This window comes from Ruegeria sp. AI2, from assembly GCF_056541275.1.
Window position 1 is genome coordinate 46,686 of sequence record NZ_JBQFYB010000002.1, and the last position, 19,359, is coordinate 66,044.

General features: G+C 57.2%; 20 protein-coding genes. 13 read left to right on the forward strand and 7 right to left on the reverse strand.

Annotated features, from left to right (window positions below):
- Nucleotides 1-61 precede the first annotated feature (61 nt).
- The 5 genes from ACR0LL_RS07665 (at nucleotide 62) to pheT (ending at nucleotide 6,580) form a co-directional block, all read left to right on the forward strand.
- Nucleotides 62-1,432 carry a glutamate--cysteine ligase gene (locus tag ACR0LL_RS07665; protein ID WP_267365439.1) on the forward strand — a complete coding sequence of 457 codons (1,371 nt, stop codon included), beginning with the start codon at nucleotides 62-64 and terminating at the stop codon, nucleotides 1,430-1,432.
- Nucleotides 1,433-1,503: 71 nt separating this feature from the next.
- Nucleotides 1,504-2,577 carry a phenylalanine--tRNA ligase subunit alpha gene (pheS, locus tag ACR0LL_RS07670; protein ID WP_480585397.1) on the forward strand — a complete coding sequence of 358 codons (1,074 nt, stop codon included), beginning with the start codon at nucleotides 1,504-1,506 and terminating at the stop codon, nucleotides 2,575-2,577.
- Entirely contained in the window at nucleotides 2,574-2,975 is a 402-nt protein-coding gene (locus ACR0LL_RS07675; RefSeq protein ID WP_480585400.1) for a hypothetical protein, read from the forward strand. Before pheS ends, ACR0LL_RS07675 begins: the two co-directional genes overlap by 4 nt.
- A gap of 323 nt (nucleotides 2,976-3,298) precedes the next feature.
- Nucleotides 3,299-4,105, forward strand: a complete 807-nt coding sequence (locus ACR0LL_RS07680; protein WP_480585403.1) for a CE1 family esterase — start codon at nucleotides 3,299-3,301, stop codon at nucleotides 4,103-4,105.
- A gap of 78 nt (nucleotides 4,106-4,183) precedes the next feature.
- Nucleotides 4,184-6,580, forward strand: coding sequence for a phenylalanine--tRNA ligase subunit beta (pheT, locus tag ACR0LL_RS07685; RefSeq protein WP_480585405.1), 2,397 nt, complete (start codon nucleotides 4,184-4,186; stop codon nucleotides 6,578-6,580).
- A gap of 43 nt (nucleotides 6,581-6,623) precedes the next feature.
- Here the strand turns inward: pheT and ACR0LL_RS07690 are convergent, their stop codons facing one another.
- A complete protein-coding gene (locus tag ACR0LL_RS07690; RefSeq protein WP_480585408.1) occupies nucleotides 6,624-7,508 on the reverse strand; it encodes a LysR family transcriptional regulator in 885 nt (294 codons plus the stop codon).
- Between the two features lie 86 nt (nucleotides 7,509-7,594).
- Here ACR0LL_RS07690 and ACR0LL_RS07695 point away from each other — a divergent pair, with 86 nt between their 5' ends.
- Both ACR0LL_RS07695 and ACR0LL_RS07700 read left to right on the forward strand, forming a co-directional pair.
- Nucleotides 7,595-8,227 carry a methyltransferase domain-containing protein gene (locus ACR0LL_RS07695; protein ID WP_480585411.1) on the forward strand — a complete coding sequence of 211 codons (633 nt, stop codon included), beginning with the start codon at nucleotides 7,595-7,597 and terminating at the stop codon, nucleotides 8,225-8,227.
- Nucleotides 8,228-8,301: 74 nt separating this feature from the next.
- A complete protein-coding gene (locus ACR0LL_RS07700; RefSeq protein WP_480483023.1) occupies nucleotides 8,302-8,751 on the forward strand; it encodes a YtoQ family protein in 450 nt (149 codons plus the stop codon).
- Between the two features lie 47 nt (nucleotides 8,752-8,798).
- Here ACR0LL_RS07700 and ACR0LL_RS07705 read toward each other — a convergent pair whose 3' ends face one another.
- Nucleotides 8,799-9,497, reverse strand: coding sequence for a glutathione S-transferase family protein (locus ACR0LL_RS07705; protein WP_480585414.1), 699 nt, complete (start codon nucleotides 9,495-9,497; stop codon nucleotides 8,799-8,801).
- Between the two features lie 142 nt (nucleotides 9,498-9,639).
- On the opposite strand from ACR0LL_RS07705, the gene mscL reads away from it, so the two are divergent.
- Both mscL and ACR0LL_RS07715 read left to right on the forward strand, forming a co-directional pair.
- Complete coding sequence (gene mscL, locus ACR0LL_RS07710; RefSeq protein ID WP_480585417.1) at nucleotides 9,640-10,068, forward strand: large conductance mechanosensitive channel protein MscL; 429 nt, start codon at nucleotides 9,640-9,642, stop codon at nucleotides 10,066-10,068.
- Nucleotides 10,069-10,198: 130 nt separating this feature from the next.
- A complete protein-coding gene (locus tag ACR0LL_RS07715; protein ID WP_480585840.1) occupies nucleotides 10,199-10,987 on the forward strand; it encodes a mechanosensitive ion channel family protein in 789 nt (262 codons plus the stop codon).
- A 160-nt stretch (nucleotides 10,988-11,147) separates the two neighbouring features.
- Here ACR0LL_RS07715 and ald read toward each other — a convergent pair whose 3' ends face one another.
- Nucleotides 11,148-12,266 (reverse strand): alanine dehydrogenase, encoded by a 1,119-nt coding sequence (gene ald, locus ACR0LL_RS07720; protein WP_267366958.1) that lies wholly within the window; start codon nucleotides 12,264-12,266, stop codon nucleotides 11,148-11,150.
- 135 nt (nucleotides 12,267-12,401) lie between these two features.
- On the opposite strand from ald, the gene ACR0LL_RS07725 reads away from it, so the two are divergent.
- Complete coding sequence (locus ACR0LL_RS07725; protein ID WP_209506641.1) at nucleotides 12,402-12,860, forward strand: Lrp/AsnC family transcriptional regulator; 459 nt, start codon at nucleotides 12,402-12,404, stop codon at nucleotides 12,858-12,860.
- A gap of 3 nt (nucleotides 12,861-12,863) precedes the next feature.
- Here ACR0LL_RS07725 and ACR0LL_RS07730 read toward each other — a convergent pair whose 3' ends face one another.
- Entirely contained in the window at nucleotides 12,864-13,760 is an 897-nt protein-coding gene (locus ACR0LL_RS07730; RefSeq protein ID WP_480585420.1) for a CPBP family intramembrane glutamic endopeptidase, read from the reverse strand.
- A 195-nt stretch (nucleotides 13,761-13,955) separates the two neighbouring features.
- On the opposite strand from ACR0LL_RS07730, the gene ppk2 reads away from it, so the two are divergent.
- A complete protein-coding gene (ppk2, locus tag ACR0LL_RS07735; RefSeq protein WP_267365547.1) occupies nucleotides 13,956-14,894 on the forward strand; it encodes a polyphosphate kinase 2 in 939 nt (312 codons plus the stop codon).
- Nucleotides 14,895-14,942: 48 nt separating this feature from the next.
- Here the strand turns inward: ppk2 and ACR0LL_RS07740 are convergent, their stop codons facing one another.
- Together ACR0LL_RS07740 and rpsU are read right to left on the reverse strand one after the other, a co-directional pair.
- Nucleotides 14,943-15,950: a CAP domain-containing protein gene (locus ACR0LL_RS07740; RefSeq protein ID WP_480585423.1), complete on the reverse strand. Its 1,008-nt coding sequence runs from the start codon at nucleotides 15,948-15,950 to the stop codon at nucleotides 14,943-14,945.
- A 297-nt stretch (nucleotides 15,951-16,247) separates the two neighbouring features.
- Entirely contained in the window at nucleotides 16,248-16,454 is a 207-nt protein-coding gene (gene rpsU, locus ACR0LL_RS07745) for a 30S ribosomal protein S21 (protein WP_005614280.1), read from the reverse strand.
- Nucleotides 16,455-16,565: 111 nt separating this feature from the next.
- Between rpsU and ACR0LL_RS07750 the strand changes: the two genes are divergently transcribed.
- Both ACR0LL_RS07750 and ACR0LL_RS07755 read left to right on the forward strand, forming a co-directional pair.
- Complete coding sequence (locus ACR0LL_RS07750) at nucleotides 16,566-17,258, forward strand: COQ9 family protein (RefSeq protein WP_267365542.1); 693 nt, start codon at nucleotides 16,566-16,568, stop codon at nucleotides 17,256-17,258.
- Nucleotides 17,259-17,319: 61 nt separating this feature from the next.
- Nucleotides 17,320-18,306 (forward strand): NAD(P)H-quinone oxidoreductase, encoded by a 987-nt coding sequence (locus tag ACR0LL_RS07755; protein WP_480585424.1) that lies wholly within the window; start codon nucleotides 17,320-17,322, stop codon nucleotides 18,304-18,306.
- Between the two features lie 30 nt (nucleotides 18,307-18,336).
- Here the strand turns inward: ACR0LL_RS07755 and ACR0LL_RS07760 are convergent, their stop codons facing one another.
- Nucleotides 18,337-19,194, reverse strand: coding sequence for a DUF2189 domain-containing protein (locus ACR0LL_RS07760; protein ID WP_480585426.1), 858 nt, complete (start codon nucleotides 19,192-19,194; stop codon nucleotides 18,337-18,339).
- Nucleotides 19,195-19,359 lie beyond the last annotated feature (165 nt).

Below are 19,359 nucleotides of genomic sequence, written 5' to 3' on the forward strand. Positions count from 1 at the left end.
GCGCCATTTACGACCACCACTTGACCTTCAAAACAGACACAGCAGGATCGGAGCACGGTTCATGTCCATCCCTCAGTCCGGCGGCGGTCCGATCGAACGCCATGAACAACTGGCCGAATATCTGGAATCGGGTTGCAAACCCAAGCAAGATTGGCGCATCGGCACCGAGCATGAGAAATTCGGCTATTGCAAGGACACGCTGAAACCTCTGCCTTTTGAAGGAAAGCGATCCATTGTCGCCGTGTTGGAGGGGTTGCGGGATCGCCACGGCTGGGGAGAGGTCCGTGAATCCGGTCATCTGATCGGTCTGGAAAAGGACGGCGCAAATGTCAGCCTTGAACCGGGTGGCGCGCTGGAGCTGTCGGGTGCTCCGCTGGAGACGATCCATGAAACCTGCGATGAGGTGAACACTCACCTGCGCGAGGTGAAGGATATCGCCGATGAGATCGGTGTGGGATTCATCGGTCTGGGCGCGGCGCCGATCTGGACGCATGACCAGATGCCGCTGATGCCCAAGGGGCGGTATCGGCTGATGAACGATTATATGGAAAAAGTCGGCACCATGGGCCGCGCAATGATGCGGCGGACGTGTACCGTTCAGGTTAATATCGACTTCGGGTCCGAAGCCGACATGGTACAGAAACTGCGCGTGGCGCTGGCATTGCAGCCGGTAGCGACGGCGCTGTTTGCCAATTCTCCGTTCTTCGAAGGTAAAGTGAACGGTCAGAAAAGCTGGCGCAGCCATATCTGGCGACATCTGGACGATGCGCGCACGGGCATGTTGCCCTTCGTGTTCGAGGATGGCTTTGGATTCGAACGCTATGTCCAATACGCGCTCGATGTGCCGATGTATTTCGTCTACCGCGACGGGCAGTACATCAATGCGCTGGGCATGTCGTTCCGAGATTTCCTCAAGGGTGAGTTGCCTGCATTGCCGGGTGAAACGCCGACCCTGTCGGATTGGGCCGATCACCTGACAACGGCCTTCCCCGAAGCGCGGATCAAGAAGTTCATGGAGATGCGCGGCGCGGATGGTGGCCCTTGGCGACGGCTTTGCGCCTTGCCCGCCTTCTGGGTCGGGCTGACCTATGACCAAACCGCGCTGGATGCGGCGTGGGATCTGGTCAAGGGCTGGGATGCTGAAACGCGCGAGGGGCTGCGTGTAGCGGCGGCCAAAGACGGGCTTCAGGCGCAGGTTGGCAATGTCAACATGCATGATCTGGCGCGTGAAGTTGTGGCAATCTCCGAGGCGGGCCTGAAAGCCCGCGCGCGCCCCGGTGCCGGTGGGCTGGTCCCGGATGAGACGCATTTCCTGAACGCGCTGAAGGAAAGCATCGACACCGGCAAGGTTCCGGCAGATGAGTTGCTGGAACACTACAATGGCGACTGGAATGGCGACCTGACCCGGATTTATCCCGAATACAGCTATTGATGCGCACCGTCCCGCTTGCAATCGCGGGGCGGGGCCGATAGCAGGTTCTCGACCAAATTCAGAGGGCCGTCATGGACGATCTTAAGGCAAAGTATCTGGGCCAAATCGCCGAGGCAGGCGACGAAAACGCGCTTGAGGCGATCCGCGTCGCGGCTGTTGGCAAAAAAGGCGAGGTCGCGCTGAAGATGCGCGAGCTGGGCAAGATGACGCCCGAGGAACGTCAGGTCGCAGGCCCGGCGCTGAATGCCCTGAAGGATGAGATCAACTCGGCGCTGTCCGCCAAGAAAGCCGCGCTGGCCGATGCTGCACTGGATGAGCGCCTGCGCACCGAATGGCTGGACGTCACCCTGCCGACCCGCCCGCGCCGTCAGGGATCAATCCACCCGATCAGCCAGGCGACCGAGGAACTGACCGCGATCTTTGCGGAACTGGGCTTCTCGGTGGCCGAAGGGCCGCGTGTTGAAGACGACTGGTACAATTTCGACGCGCTGAACATCCCCGGTCACCACCCCGCACGGGCCGAGATGGACACGTTCTATATGCACCGCACCGAAGGCGACAATCGCCCGCCGCACGTGCTGCGCACCCATACCTCGCCGGTGCAAATCCGGTCGATGGAAAAACAGGGCGCGCCGATCCGCGTGATCTGTCCGGGCGGCGTCTACCGCGCTGACTACGACCAGACCCACACGCCGATGTTCCATCAGGTCGAGGGGCTCGCCATCGACAAGGATATCTCGATGGCGAACCTGAAATGGGTTCTGGAAGAGTTCGTGAAAGCCTTCTTTGAGGTCGACGATGTCGAGCTACGGTTCCGCGCCTCGCACTTCCCCTTCACCGAACCATCGGCCGAGGTCGATATCCGCTGTTCATGGGATAACGGTCAGCTGAAGATCGGCGAGGGCGACGACTGGATGGAGATTTTGGGTTCCGGCATGGTCCACCCCAAGGTGATCGCCGCTGGAGGGATCGACCCCGAGGTCTATCAGGGTTTTGCGTTCGGGATTGGCATCGACCGTCTGGCGATGCTGAAATACGGCATTCCGGATTTGCGGGCGTTCTTTGATAGCGACCTGCGCTGGCTGCGCCACTACGGGTTTGCAGCGCTGGATATGCCGAACCTGCATGGTGGTTTGTCGCGGTGAGTGAGTGGGCTGTCCCATTCGTTTCCGGGGTAATCGCAGGACTTGTCGGTGCTTGGAGCGCGTACTTCTTTGCACTTAGACGTGACAAAGAGGAACGCAGGCGTGAACGCATCGTTTCTCATCTGATCGAAGCTTATCGCAATCTTGAGGATGCGGCAGGTAGAAACCCTTTGCCAGAGGAAAAGAAAAGGCGAGTAGAGTCTTCACTCGGAGCTATTTTCCTTTTCGGCTCTAAGGAAGCTGCCGAACAGGCAAAGCGCCTCACTAATGAAGTCGCACTGGGCACTGGTAGCATGCTGCCGCTGCTTATGATCCTTCGGCGAGACCTGCGACGAGAACTGGGATTGGAGCGGCATGAAGTCGAGCCAAACTTTCTGCGTTTTGATTCTGAGAAATAGTCGGAATGAAGCGGTGGAAGCACGGAGCAAAGGCCGATAGGCCGCCGCGCCATCGCCAGACCGCCCGCACGGGCTGGCGATTTGTCCCCGACAGTGCAACGCTCAAACAGCGCTCGGATTTGGCCCGCATAAACTGCCCACCACAACCCAAAGATCGCCATCCCGCGGTCTGGCCATAGCGCGGCTTGATGCTTTGACCTGACGTAGGGCGGGCTTCAGCCCGCCATGTGCGGTGGGTGGGTGCCGGGCTGAAGCCCGCCCTACGTTCGGACCACACCGATATGTTAAGTGACAGGGTGGAATGCCCCGTTAGGGTCGGGCGCATGATCTGTCGATTGCTCTGCCTTCTCCTGCTGATGGCCTCGCCCGCCTTTGCCATGGGTCCCTGGAAAACCGAATGCCACGGCGATACCGCGTGCGAGCTCGGTGATCGCTCGTACCATGTGCTGGAACCTGATGGCTGGGATGGTGAAACACCCCTGCCGGTGCTGCTGCATTTCCATGGTTGGGCGCGGCAGGGAACCGTGGTGGTGAACCACGAACGGATTGCCGGGGCCACGAAACGTCGGGGTGTGCTGCTGGTGGCCCCGAACGGTTTGGGCAAAAGCTGGGATTTCTGGTCCGCAGGCACCGATGATGTGCCTTTTGCCGACCGGGTGCTTGAGGATGTCTCCCGGCGCTATCCGATCGACGCGACCCGCATCTATGTATCAGGCTATTCCTTTGGCAGCGCTATGGCGTGGCGCTTTGTCTGTGAAACCGGCGATGATATTGCAGCACTGCTGGGTGTGGCCGGAACACTCCGCCAGACCGAAAACTGCCCGCAAGCCCCGCGAGAAGTGCGGCATGTCCATGGGACAGATGACACTGTGATGGATTTCCCGTTTGGTCCGGGTGGCGATACAACGTATCCGGTGGCGCTGTGGCGTGAGAAATACGGCTGCGATGCAGCCACCCCGCGGGGTGATTGGAGTGTGGAACAGTTCCTGACGCTTAGCCGAGTGGAATGGACCGATTGCATGCAGGGGCAGGTGGTGCTGGACACGCATCCCGGCGGGCATTTCATCCCCCATGGCTGGATCGGATGGCAGTTGGATGAGCTTTTGGGCCGCACCCCCACGTATCCGTGACGCGCAGAGCTTGCACCCCGGCGCATTCTTTGCCATTGCCTGTGCCGACTGGATGTTTGCCAAAAAAGGCCCCGTGCAATGAAATTCACTCTGTCCTGGCTGAAAGACCACCTCGACACTGATGCTTCGGTTGATGAAATCGCCGAGGCGCTGACCGATCTCGGGCTTGAGGTCGAAGAGATCGTGAACCCGGCCGAACGGCTGGCAGGCTTTACGCTGGGCTATGTGAAACACGCCGAAAAACACCCCGACGCAGACAAGCTGCGCGTTTGCAAGGTCGATACGGACGAGGGCGAGCTACAGATTATTTGCGGTGCGCCCAATGCGCGTGAAGGGATCACCGTCGTGGTCTGCAAACCGGGCATGTACATCCCTGGCCTGGACCTGACCATCAGCGTCGGCAAGATCCGCGGTGTCGAAAGCTTTGGCATGATGGCGTCCGAGCGTGAGCTGGAGCTGTCGGATGAACATGACGGCATCATCGAACTGCCCTCGGGCGAAGTGGGTGATACATTCGTGGGCTGGCTTGCAGAAAACGACCCATCCAAAGTCGACCCGATGATCGAAATCGCGATCACTCCGAACCGCCCGGATGCGCTGGGGGTCGAAGGGATTGCACGCGATCTGGCCGCGCGTGGAATTGGCACGTTGAAGCAGCGTGATTATACGCCTGTTCCGGGTGATTTCGAGTGTCCGATCAAGGTGTCAATCGAAGAAGACACGCTGGACGGAGCGCCGCATTTCACTGGCCGTCTGATCCGTGGCGTGAAGAATGGCCCCAGCCCGCAATGGCTGCAGGATCAGTTGAAGGCCATAGGTCTGCGTCCGATCTCGGCGCTGGTGGATATCACCAATTACATGACCTACGATCACAACCGCCCGTTGCACGTGTTCGACGCCGACAAGGTGCAGGGCAACCTGCGGGTGCACCGTGCTAAAGGCGGCGAGACGCTGGTCGCGCTGGATGAAAAAGAATACACGCTGCAACCCGGAATGATGGTGATTTCGGATGACAAAGGCCCGGAATCGATTGCAGGCATCATGGGCGGTGAGGAAACCGGATGTACCGAGGAAACGGTAAACGTTTTCCTCGAAAGCGCGTTCTGGGATCATGTGCAAATCGCGCTCACAGGCCGTGCGCTCAAGATCAATTCCGACGCGCGCTATCGGTTCGAGCGCGGTGTTGACCCGGAATACACCCGCGAGGGGCTGGAACACGCGACCCAGATGATCCTGGATATCTGCGGCGGAGAAGCCTCCAACGTGGTTGAGGCTGGCAAAGCGCCGAACCATGCGCGCGCCTACAAGCTGAATGCGGAAAGGGTGCAGTCTCTGGTCGGGATGGATATTCCCGAAAGCGAACAGCGACAGACCCTGACCCGTCTGGGCTTTCGTCTGGAAGGCGAGATGGCCCATGTCCCCAGCTGGCGCCCGGATATCCTGGGCGAGGCTGATCTGGTGGAAGAGGTCGCGCGGATTGCTTCCTTGACCAAGCTGCAAGGCCGGCCGTTGCCGCGCGTGACCGAGGGGATACCGAAACCGGTAATGACCCCGACACAACGCCGTCAGTCCATGGCGCGCCGTACCTGCGCAGCGCTGGGTTATAACGAATGCGTCAGTTATACGTTCATTGATCAGGCTTCGGCGGCTTTGTTCGGTGGTGGCGATACTACGACCATGCTGGAAAACCCGATCTCATCCGAGATGAGCCATATGCGCCCCGATCTGCTGCCCGGCCTGTTGCAGGCTGCCGCCCGCAATCAGGCGCGCGGATTCGCGGATGTCGCCCTGTTCGAGGTCGGTCCGGTCTTTCACAATGGCGAGCCGGGTGATCAGAAAACCCAGATCACCGGCCTGCTGGTAGGACGTTCTGGCCCCAAGGATGTGCACGGTGCTGCGCGCCCAGTGGACGTGTTCGACGCCAAGGCAGATGTCGAGGCTGTTCTGGCCGCCGTTGGCGCGCCCGAAAAGGTTCAGATTCTGCGCGACGGCGATCCATGGTGGCATCCGGGTCGTCATGGCAAAATCTGTCTGGGTCCGAAAAAAGTACTGGCTGTCTTCGGAGAGTTGCACCCGCGCGTTTTGCAGGCGATGGACATAAAAGGTCCGGTAATGGCATTCACCATCTGGCCGGACGAAGTGCCTTTGCCCCGCAAATCCGGGGCCACCCGCGCTGCGCTGGAACTGCGCGACTTGCAGGCGGTCGAGCGTGATTTTGCCTTTGTTGTCGATGCCGATGTCGAAGCGCTGACGTTGGTAAACGCAGCCGCAGGTGCCGACAAGGCACTGATTGAGGGCGTGCGTGTCTTTGACGAATTCATTGGCGGCAGCCTTGGCGAAGGCAAGAAGTCTCTTGCCATTACCGTGCGCCTGCAACCGACTGAGGCGACGCTGAAGGAAAAAGACATCGAAGCTGTGGCCGAGAAGATCATTGCCAAGGTTGCCAAGGCGACGGGCGGGGTCCTTCGCGGTTAGAGCTCTGAGGCTCCAATGGAAAGCGCGCCTTCGGGCGCGTTTTTTATTTGGACAGGAACTTGGTCAGTAAGTCATAGACCAGCCGGATGCGGCGGCTGGTGTGCAACTCGCGATGCGTGGTCAGCCAGATCGGAAATGTGATAGCCTCCATCCCGGGGCACACACGCTCCATACCTGGTGCCGCATCACCGACGGTCTGCGACATCGGCGCTATGCCAAAGCCTTGTTTGGCGTATTCCCAAGCCACTATTCCGTTCTGAGACCCAAGCCGGAAATTCTCGTTGGTCAGGTGAATGCCAAGCGGTTTCAGATAGGCGATCATCTGATTGTTGTCGCCGAAGCTGATGAACTCATGCCGTGAAAGGTCCTGCTTTGATTTCGGGCGTCCCGCACGGTTGAGATACTCTGTGGTTGCATAGAAATGCCCGGACGCCTCCTGTACCAGTTTCGCGATTAGGTCGGGTTGATCAGGGCGGACATGGCGGATCGCGATATCTGCCTCGCGCCGCATAAGATCCTGAATATCGTTTGAGGCAATCACGTCAATCCGCAGGCGCGGGGCTTGCACCCGGATTTCACGCAGCAGGTCGGGCAAGACATAGGCTGACATCACGTCACTGGCGGTGATGCGAACCCGGCCTTCAATGGATTGAGCCTGTCCGGACGCCGTCAGCGCAATGCGATTGGCGGCGTCCCCCATTTTGCGTGTATGATCCAGCAGCTCCAATCCGGCCTGAGTGATCTCAAGAGTTCTGCCAGCCCGTTCAAACAGCATCACGCCCAGGTCCTGTTCAAGCGCTGCTATCTGACGACTCAGCGTAGGCTGGGTTTGCCGTAGCTGCCGTGCCGCTGCGGAAAATGACCCGGTTTCAGCCGTCGCCAGAAAGGCCCGGATGTGGTTCCAATCAAAATCGCCAAACTCATTCATACAAAAATGTATAGTAAACCTGCAAATTTCGGCAATTTATATTCGGTCTGCGCATGAATAAATTCTCGCCGAAAGGAGACTCCTCAATGACCACCACTGCGAAATTCTGGGATGGAGTGGCCGAGAAATATGCCCGCTCGCCCATCAAAGACATGGCTTCGTACGAGCACACGCTGGAACGGACAGCGTCTTACCTGAAGAAATCCGATGATGTTCTGGAACTTGGGTGCGGCACAGGCATGACTGCTCTGAAGCTGTCCGGATATGTAGGATCTATCACTGCAACCGACGTGTCCCCCGGTATGTTGGCCGTTGGACGTCGAAACGCCGCTTCGCAAAGCATCGAAAACGTCACTTTTGCCGAGGCTGATGCAAATCGACCGCCTGAGGGTTCATTTGATGCGGCGCTGGCATTCAACCTTTTGCATCTGGTCGAAGATCTGGATCTGACATTGAGCCAAATACATTCGGTCCTTAAACCGGGCGGACTGTTTATTTCGAAAACTTTTTGCCGGCCGTCCTGCGCGGCGAGCCTGAAGTATTACGCTATTCGTCTCGCGCTTCCGATCATGCAGTTCTTTGGTAAGGCTCCGTTTGTGCAATTCCTGTCTGAGGCGGATCTTGATGCGGCTCTTGAACGCGCCGGGTTCAGCATCATCGAGAGCGACAGTTTCCCAATACGTGACGCCCGCCGATTCCTAGTGGCTCGTAAAATGTAAGGTTTTTCCGGAATCCGCGTTGGGCTTTGGGTGTGGGACCCTTAAATTGGTCGGGAACAACATCGGAGTTTGCCATGGGCCTGAACGTTTATCTTTCCGGAGAAATCCACACCGACTGGCGTGAACAGATCATCGATGGGGCGCAAGGGTTGGACGTGACCTTCAACAGCCCCGTTACCGATCACACGGCCAGTGATGATTGTGGTGTGGCCATTCTGGGGGCCGAGCCGAACAAGTATTGGCACGACCACAAGGGGGCGATGGTCAATGCGATCCGAACACGCAAGGGGATTGCGGATGCGGATGTTGTCGTCGTCAGGTTTGGTGACAAGTACAAACAGTGGAACGCTGCCTTTGACGCGGGTTACGCTGCAGCACTGGGCAAGTCTATCATCGTTCTGCACGGCCCGGATCACCAGCACGCGCTGAAAGAAGTTGATGCCGCCGCACTGGCCGTGGCGGAAGAACCCGCTCAGGTGGTCGAAATTCTGCGTTACGTGCTGACAGGCGCTCTGCCCGGCTGATCGATAAAAGGGGCGCCGGTTTGGCGCCCCCTTTCTTTCAAGTGTTATCAGTCTCGTGCGGGTATGGCTTTGCCGCGCTGAACCGCTGGGCGTTGGAAGAAACGATCAACATAAGCGACGACATTGGAATAGCCGTCCCAATCAACCACATCCTTCGCGCCATAGAAATCCAGTGCATTCAGCCACGGGGCAAGCGCGATATCCGCGATGGAATATTCGCCCGCGATCCAGTCTTGTCCTTCCAGTTGCGTATTCACCACGTTCAGCAGGCGCTTGGCTTCGTTGATGTAACGCTCGCGCGGGCGCGGATCTTCTATCGCGCTGCCAGCGAACTTGTAGAAAAACCCTAGCTGGCCAAACATTGGCCCGATGCCGCCCATCTGAAACATCAGCCATTGGGTGATCCGGTGCTTGTCTGCTGCGGTTTGGCCAAGGAACTTGCCCGTTTTCTCGGCCAGATACAGCAGGATCGCGCCGCTTTCGAACAGGGCCAGCGGTGCACCGTCGGGTCCGTTGGGGTCGATTATCGCCGGGATCTTGTTGTTCGGGTTCAGCGACAGGAACTCGGGACTTTTGACATCCGAGTCTGCCAGGGTCACCAGATGCGCCTCATAGGGCAGGCCGGTTTCCTCAAGCATGATCGAGGCTTTGACGCCGTTTGGCGTTGGATAGGAGTAGAGTTGAAGGACCTTGGGATCTTTTACAGGCCATCTGTCGGTTACGAAAAAAGGCGCAAGTTGAGACATGGTAACTCCTGAGAAATGCCATTTGGGGAAAAATAGGGTGGCTTTCCCCTAAAAAACATACCCTTATTCATGCGTTTAACGCACAATTCCTATGCGATCATGCGTGAACAGAAGCGTGGTCTTAGAAAACAAGAGGGATGCTATGCTGGAAGAATTCAAGACATTCATTGCCAAGGGCAATGTCATGGACATGGCGGTCGGTATCATTATCGGTGCTGCGTTTACCGCAATTGTTACCTCGTTGGTGGGCGATCTGATCAATCCGCTTATTGGATTGTTCACAGGGGGTATCGACTTTACGAACAATTACGCCGTTCTTGCAGGCGACGTGGCCGAAGGTGCCAGCCTTGACGCGGCACGTGAAGCAGGCGCATCCGTCTTTGCCTATGGTGCTTTCATAATGGCTATCATCAATTTCCTGATCATCGCCTGGGTCGTCTTCATGCTGGTAAAAATGGTGAATAAGGTCAAAGACGCTGCTGAAGCAGAGGAAGAAGCGGCTGAAGAGGCGCCCGCAGGTCCTAGCGAACTGGACATCCTGATGGAAATCCGGGACGCTTTGAAGAAGTAGACCAGTAATTCTGTTATTACATCGGGCTCCGTACCTATCGCGGAGCCTGTTTTATTAGAATTGATGAACAGAAAACACGAGGAAATTCGAGATGGAACAAACCGCCGACTTGGCTGAGCAGGCGATTGGTATGGCCAATCAATACTTGCCCATTGCCTTGAATGCAGCGAAGGCTCTGATCGTTCTTGTTCTGGGTTGGATCGCCGCCCGAATGATCGCGGGTGTTGTACGCCGCCGGATCAACAGAACGCCGCAGATCGACCCGACACTCGGAAATTTTGCCGCCAGTGTGATCAAGTGGGCGATTTTGGCCATAGTTCTGGTCGCCGTTTTGGGGATCTTCGGGATAGAAGCCACCAGTATCGTCGCCATTCTGGGCGCTGCGTCGCTGGCTGTCGGGTTGGCACTTCAGGGTACACTGAGTGATCTTGCGGCCGGTGTGATGTTGGTGGTTTTCCGACCCTACAAGCTTGGACAGTATGTGGATATCGGTGGCACGGCAGGAACCGTTATGGATCTGAGCCTGTTCACGACCGAGCTTGTGACTCCCGATAACGTGCAGATCATTGTTCCAAACGGTCAGGCATGGGGGTCGATCATAACCAATTATTCAGCCCACGACACACGTCGTGTCGATCTGGTGTTTGGAATTGATTACGGGGACAGCGCAGATACCGCCATGCAGATCATTCTGGATGTGGCCAAGGCCGACCAGCGCATTAACAGCGATCCTGAACCCTGGGTGCGGGTCACGAATCTGGGCGACAGCTCAGTCGATCTGACTGCGCGGCTATGGTGTGCCGCAGCCGATTACTGGGACGTCAAGTTCGAGCTTACGAAGGCGGTGAAAGAGGCGTTTGACGCCAAAGGTGTTTCGATTCCGTATCCGCATTCGGTCGAAATTCAAAAACAGGGGTAAAACTGGCACCGGCCGATCGGGAAAATAATTATTCCCTCCTCAATTTGAAAAGGGCACCGCGCCGAAACCCGGTGCCCTTTTTTGTGAAAGTCGTCGGTTCGGTACCGACCGCGCCACCCTGAGAATTACTATCAACAGGCAACTTCCGGAGTGGAGGCGCTTACGATTTGACCACCACGTTTGGCGAAACGACGTCGATGCCAAGGGCCTTGCCAACGGCATAGTAGGTCAGTTTACCAGCATGAACGTTCAGACCTTCCAGCAGGTGCGGATCGTCCTGACATGCCTGTTTCCATCCCTTGTCGGCCAGCGACAGCATGAACGGCATCGTGGCATTGCCCAGTGCGATGGTTGAGGTGCGCGCAACAGCGCCCGGCATGTTGGCAACGCAGTAATGCATAATGCCATCGACATCGTAGATCGGATCGGCATGGGTGGTGGCTTTTGACGTTTCAAAGCACCCGCCTTGGTCGATGGCGACATCCACCAGTACTGCGCCGGGTTTCATCGTCGACAGTTGAGCGCGCGACACCAGTTTCGGTGCGGCTGCGCCGGGGATCAGAACAGCACCGATGACCATATCGGCGTCCTGGATCAGTTCAGCGGTCGCGCCTGCTGTCGAATACTGGTTCTTAAAAGTTCCGCCAAAGACATCGTCCAAGTAGCGCAGGCGCGGCAGCGACCGATCCAGAACGGTGACATCAGCCCCCATTCCGGCGGCAATCTTGGCCGCGTGTGTCCCGACGACACCGCCGCCAATCACAACCACTTTGGCCGGGCCGACGCCGGGAACGCCACCCATCAGAACCCCACGGCCGCCATTGGCCTTCTGCAGGGTCCAGGATCCGACCTGAGGGGCCAGACGACCAGCGACCTCGGACATAGGTGCCAGCAGCGGCAGGCCGCCGTTGGCATCTGTTACGGTTTCGTAGGCAATTGCGGTACAACCCGATTCCAGCAGGTCATGTGTCTGATCCGGGTCCGGAGCCAGGTGCAGATAGGTGAACAGCAGCTGGTCTTCACGCAGCATCTTGCGTTCCACGGCCTGCGGTTCCTTGACCTTGACGATCATGTCGGCGGTGGCAAACACCTCTTCCGCGGTGTCGATAATTTGCGCGCCTGCGGCGACATAGGCGTCATTGTCGAAACCTGCGCCGATGCCCGCGCCGGACTCGATCAGGACTTGGTGTCCGCGAGCGACCGCTTCCTGAGCGGCATTGGGCGTCATCCCGACGCGGAATTCCTGAGGTTTGATTTCCTTGGGGCAACCGATTTTCATTGGGCTCTCCGTTCATAAGCTGCTTAAATTATGTGCATTTCGTGGCGCAATTTCTGTGAAAGAAAACGTGTCAGTAGACTTTTCTTTGGAAGAATTTCCCGTACTATTCAAAAAACTCGCAAAGGAATTGCAGGAATGAGCCTGGACACGACTGATCGAAAGATTCTGGCCGCACTTCAGAAGAATGGCCGGATGTCGAATTCGGAACTGTCTGAACAGGTCAACCTGTCTCCATCTGCGTGCCACCGCCGCGTTCAACGGTTGGAGGTTGACGGCTATATCCGCAACTATGTGGCTCTGCTGGATGCGCGGAAAATGAACGTGCCTACCACCGTCTTTGTCGAGATCACGCTACAAGGCCAGGCCGAAGAGGTTCTGGATGTTTTCGAAAAGGCGGTGGCCCGAATACCAGATGTGCTGGAGTGCCATCTGATGGCCGGAACCGCAGACTACATTCTGAAGGTCGTGGCGGAAAACACAGAAGATTTCGCGCGTATCCACCGGCAATACCTGTCGCGCTTGCCTGGGGTGGCGCAGATGCAAAGTTCTTTTGCGCTGCGTACCGTGTTCAAGACCACAGCCTTGCCGGTCTGACCGTCATAACGGGCCGGGATAGGTGAACAGCAGCAGGTGGGTCAGATTGAACCCGAAATGCATCGCAACAGGCACCCAAAGCCGACCGGTTGCAAAATATCCCAACCCGCACCCCAGCCCGAGAAGGGATGCGAATACCACAAGCGCGGGTCCTCCGCCGATATGCGCCAATCCAAAGAGCAGGCTGACAGCGACCAGACTGCCTGTTGCCCCAAGGCGCAAGGTAATGGCCGACTGCAAGTAGCCACGAAAGAACGCCTCTTCTGTAAGACAAGTCAGAAACAGGTTGGACAGGCAAAATACCAGCCACCAATAAGGGGCTGAGAGGTCCACGCGCACGGCGCCCAGCGATAGACCCAGCAGAAACAGGCCGGGCAGAATCAGAAAACCCGCTAGCAAAGATTTTATTCTGGTCTTGATTGCGCTGTTCAGCATTCCGGGCCAAGCCAGAAGAACGGCAAAGAAGACCATGGGTTTGTCCAGATTCAGGTGCAGTGTGAAACTTGTGCTCGAGGCACTTGCCTGCACCTGATCCAGCAGTTTCAAATTGTTGAATCCTGGCAACAGATGTGCCCCCAATGTCAGGCACCACAGGATCAACAGCGTATGCCCCGCAATAGCCAGCAGACCTGTCTGGCGTGGGAGGAAGAAGGCCACGATCAAACCAAGCGCCACCGCCACGATTGCTGTCGGTGACATCAGTCCGGTAACCGAGGCGACACTGACGAACAGAATCAGCAGGGCATACGCAAGTCCGGTTCGTCGCCCCATCGCCGCGACTTGCGCCGTGATCAAGATCAGCCAGGGCCAGGTGACCGGCAATGTCGAAAAGAAATACGTCAAGGCGTTCTCGTCTGAATTGTGGACCCAGTCATGCCGCACAAAAACAAGGCAATGCAAGCAACCTGAAAGCGCGCGATTGGCGCCTTGTGTCAATTCTTGTGCTTGTATCCTTTGGGCCAGGCGTACACATTCGGGTAAAAGACCATATACCCGTCCAGACCCTGATTTCCGATAGAGACTGCTGCAACGGATCGGCTTCGATTTATCCGATGACATCAGGCGGTTACACAGGCCCGATATGGTTCGAACCCGATGACTGAGAAGGAGCTGATCTTGGCTTACGAGAACGATGGGGGCACCAAGAACTGGCTTGAGGCCGAATTGGAAGACACGCTGGATGAAGATTTCGAAATCGAGTTCAGCGAGCCTATGCTGTCGATGGAAGTCCGCAAAATCTATCGGGACCAGCACCCCGAAATGCTGGATCGCAAAGTCTATTTCCGAAACCTGCTGCGGTTGCAGGCCGAGTTGATCAAGGTGCAGGATTGGGTTCAGCACACTGGCGCCAAGGTTTGTATCCTGTTTGAAGGCCGTGATAGTGCGGGCAAGGGGGGCGTGATCAAACGGATCACGCAGCGCCTGAACCCCCGTGTCGCCCGTGTGGTCGCTCTGCCAGCCCCCAGTCGCCGCGAGCAGAGCCAATGGTATTTTCAACGCTACGTGCCGCATCTGCCTGCTGCGGGTGAAATCGTCTTGTTCGACCGCTCGTGGTACAACCGGGCGGGGGTTGAACGTGTGATGGGCTTTGCGTCCGAGGATCAGGTCGAACAGTTCTTTCAGGACGTTCCCGAATTTGAACGGATGCTGGTGCGGTCAGGGATCATTCTGCTGAAATACTGGTTTTCGATCACGGATGAAGAGCAACAACTGCGGTTCCTCATGCGTATTCACGATCCGATGAAACAGTGGAAACTGTCTCCGATGGATCTTGAATCCCGCATTCGCTGGGAGGCGTACACGAAGGCCAAGGAAGACATGTTGTTTCGAACCAACATACCTGAAGCACCGTGGTATATCGTTGAGGGCAATGACAAGAAACGCGAACGTCTGAATTGTATCGAGCATCTGTTGACAAGAATCCCCTACGAAGACGTGCCACAGGAAAAGGTCAATTTGCCGGACCGGCGGTACAATCCTGAATACGAGCGGCGGGTATTGCCAGACGAGCTTTACGTCCCAAAGATTTACTGAGTAACGCATGCGAGGCCGGCAGGGCCGACCTCGCACAATTTCAAGTGATCAGGCTGCATCCATCATGCAGTCATGGGTGAAGATATTGATCATGAAGACATCGCAGCCATCGTCTTCTGCCGTTTCGGTGTCGACAGGCTCAATCTCGGTCTCCGGAGTGGTATCTATGGTCGGCATGATATCGACATCGTCGACATCTGCCACATCAGTGCCGTCATTCATGTCGTCGCGCCAATCAAACTCGTCAAACTGCGCTTGCAGGTTTTCAAGGAAGCTGGCGATTTCATCCAGGAATGCCTGAATGTCAAAGCAGAAGGCTTCCGGCTCACCACCATCGACGACTTCAGTATCGGGCGTTTCAGGTTGCGGGTCTTCGGTTTCGGTAACGTCAGTATCCGGCGCTTCAGGTTCCGGTTCTTCAGTTTCGGTTACGTCAGTGTCCGGTGTTTCGGGTGTTGTTTCCTCGGTTCCGGGGGTCTCGGTCCCAGGCTCTTCGGTCTCGGTGACGTCAGTATCCGGGGTTTCGGTTTCTGGTTCCTCGGGCTCAGCAACCTCGTCCGGTGTTGTCGGAGGAACGGGCGGGGCGTTTGTATTGCCGTTGTCCAGCATGACAGCCGCGTCGGTTGCGGCAAAGTTTTGCGTGACCATCACGGCATCGAAGCCTTGCATGTCACCGGTTTCGATCCCGATCCCGATATACTTGAAATCCGGGTTCAGGATATTGGCGCGGTGACCCGGACTGTTCATCAGGTTTTGATGCAACTGGGCGACATCGTCGCTGATACCCGGCGCGCCGCGTTCGGACTGCCATGCGATGTTTTCCCCGGTGCGCCAGCTTCCTTCAAGATCGAACCCCGCGTTTTGCATCCGCTGGGTTGCGCTGGAACCGCCTGAACCGGTGTGGCTGAAGGTGTCTGTATTCAGCATCCAGGCGCTGTGATCTTCGGACGAGTCGTTCAGCTGCGTTTCAAGCTGCAGCGGGTTGAGCCCGCGGGATGTGCGCTCCTGGTTTATCAGCGCCAACATCTCACGTTCGTATGTACTTGCAGTCGACATATTTGCCTCCGTTTGTGTTTGTGTCCTTGCGGACGGGCTCACTTAGAGGCGGGGATGTCGGGGACGATAGAGGGCGGCGCAAATCAGGCGAGTTTTGGCGGCGCGATGCTACCGAGACGAGATTCGCTGCGCTGCAAAGCGCCGGGCAAAACACTGCCTGTACGGAATTGGCAGCTTGCCGCACAACCTGAACCACGAGTCGGCGGATTGTATCCGAGCCCTGAAACGACAAACCCCCGGGCCATGCCTCGGGGGTCGTCAAATAGTGTCATCCAAAGCTGGACGAAATCAAAGATCTTAAAGCAGACCTTCGCGCTGGGCTTTCTTGCGCGCCAGTTTACGGGCACGGCGAATCGCTTCAGCTTTCTCGCGCGCTTTTTTCTCGGACGGTTTTTCGAAATGTTGCTTGAGCTTCATTTCACGGAACACGCCTTCGCGCTGCAGCTTTTTCTTCAGGGCACGAAGCGCCTGATCGACGTTATTGTCGCGAACACTAACCTGCATGTGGTTGTCACCACCTTTCTAGATAGAGTTGCAAGGAAATTGCAGGAGTTGGCCGTATAGCAAAGCCGCCCTAACTTGTCTAGTACTGGGCCTGACAACCGGAGAACCGTCATGACCACCACATATGAAGATGCAAAACGGCAGCTTTTGGACGCGATGCTGAACCATGTTCCTTTCGACGGCTGGTCGGAAACCAGCTTTCGCGCCTCGGTATCCGATTGTGGTCTGGATGACGGTTTGGCACGTGCAATCTGCCCGCGCGGGGCGGTTGATCTGGCACTGGCCTTTCATGCGCGCGGCGATCAGGTGATGCTGGACCGCCTCAGGTCCGAGGACATGAGCGGGCTAAAATTCCGCGACAGGATTGCCGCTGCGGTCAGGTTCCGGTTGCAGGCTGTTGAAGACAAAGAGCTGGTGCGCCGGGGCATGACGCTGTTTTCCCTGCCAGCATATGCGGCCGATGGGGCCAAGGCGTTATGGCAGACCTGCGATCTGATCTGGGACACGCTGGGTGATACGTCAGAAGATGTGAACTGGTACACCAAACGGGCAACCTTGTCGGGGGTCTATTCCTCGACTTTGCTGTTCTGGCTGGGCGATGACAGCCCGAACCATCAGCGCACGTGGGAGTTTCTGGATCGCCGGATCGCAAATGTCATGGAGTTCGAAAAGCTCAAGGCTCAGGTGCGTGACAACCCGGTGTTGAAACCCTTTCTTGCAGTTCCGAACTGGCTGGCGGGTCAGGTGAGGGCGCCGTCCAAGATGCGGGGTGATCTGCCGGGCATGTTGAACCCCAGAAAGTAACGCGTCTTGGTGCTGGGCCTTGCCTCTGATGCCTGTTAGGCATTGGGCAAAGGAGGTGCCTATGACCCAGATGATGCGTGCTGTTGAGATCACTCAACCGGGTGGTCCCGATGTTTTGCAGCTGACCGAACGGCCTATCCCTAAGCCGGGGGCCGGACAGGTTGTATTGAAAGTGTCCTATGCCGGGGTGAACCGCCCCGATGCTTTGCAACGCGCGGGCGCTTACGATCCGCCGCCGGGCGCCAGCGACCTGCCGGGGCTTGAGGCTTCGGGCGAAGTGGTTTCAGTCGGTGCGGGGGTTGAAGGACTGTCTGTCGGCGATCGGGTCTGCGCACTGCTGCCGGGCGGAGGATATGCGGAATACGTTTCGACCCCAGCGGCCCATTGTTTGCCAGTGCCTGCAGGTATGGGAATGAAAGAGGCAGCGTGTCTGCCCGAGACCTTCTTTACAGTCTGGTCCAACGTGTTCATGCGTGGCGGGTTGAAGGCAGGTGAACGCTTTTTGGTTCACGGTGGGTCCAGCGGAATTGGTACGACGGCAATCCAACTGGCCAATGCCTTTGGCGCGCGCGTTTTTGCCACGGCTGGGTCGGATGAGAAATGTGAGGCTTGCGTCAAGCTGGGCGCGGAAAAGGCGATCAACTATCGAAACGAGGATTTTGTAGCAGCCATGCGCGCCGAAGGTGGGGCAAACCTGATCCTTGATATGGTTGGCGGTGGTTACATTCCGCGCAACGTTAAAGCTCTGGCCGAGGATGGGCGGCTGGTGCAAATCGCGTTTCTGCAAGGGCCTGTGGTCGAGCTGAACTTTGCCCTGATGATGGTCAAGCGTCTGACCCTGACCGGCAGCACCCTGCGCCCGCAAAGCGATCTGGCCAAGGCGCAAATCGCGCAGGACCTGCGCGAAGCTGTCTGGCCTCTTTTGGAAGCCGGAAAAGTTGCGCCCGTGATGGACAGCGAGTTTGATCTGACCGAGGCAGCCGCCGCCCATGCGCGCATGGAAAGCTCGGGCCATATTGGGAAGATTGTTCTGAAGATCGCGGGTTGAGTTTTGAATGCGCGGGCGTGTCCCGCGCGTTCACGCAACGGCGCGGCGATACAGATGCCACGTGGCATGACCCAGAACGGGCATCACCACGATAAGCCCCAACAGCAATGGCAAAGCCCCCAGGAATAAAAGCACTGCCACGATGAATCCCCATGTCAGAATGACTCCGGGGTTGTGACGCAGCACCCTAAATGATGTCACAACAGCAACCGGCAGGCCCACTTTGCGGTCCAGCAGTAAGGGAAAACTGACCACGCTGATCGCCAGAGCGCAAAGGGCAAAAACAAACCCAACCGCAGTTCCGACAATGACCATCGTCCAGCCCGCAGAGGTCGTGAACACCTGTGTGGCAAATGCGCTGAGCGACGCTGGAACCTCGGGGCCCATCGTGTAGGTGTGAATGCTTTGCGCCACCATTAGCCAAAGCAGCAGCAGCATTACTAGGTAAAACCCCAAAACCAGAATTGCTCCGAACGACGGCGATCGAAGCACACCAAATGCGTCCAGCCAGTGAACCTCGCTGCCCTGTTCACGTTTACGGCTGATCTCATAGAGGCCCACGGCCGCAACAGGTCCGATCAGCGCGAAGCCAGCGACCAGAGGGGCCAGAAGCGGAACCAGATTGGCGTTCAGGGCAAAGCCGAACATCAAAAGCCCCGCAACCGGGTAAACCAGGACAATGAATACGACATCCGCTCGGGTTTCGAGAAAATCCTGATACCCCGCCCTCAGGCAGGCCCGCAGGTCTTGCAGGGTCAAAGTCTGTACCATTGGCAGTTGCGTCGGATCTGTACTGCCAAGTTGCGAGACACTTTCCGTGACGTGGTCACTTGTGGCGCCCAGAGCCTGGGCCGCCCAGCTGATCGGATTTCCGATTGTCTTAGCCATTTCTTCACCTTTCCCTGGCGAGAATTGCGCCGCGGAACGGATCCGGCATTCAGTTGCCCGTGGCCGGATCAACCGGCAACGCCATGCCTCAGTATAGCATAAATTTGCGAAATCTGGATCAATACTCCGGCATCGGACGGATTGCCCTGTGTCACAGTCATGTTA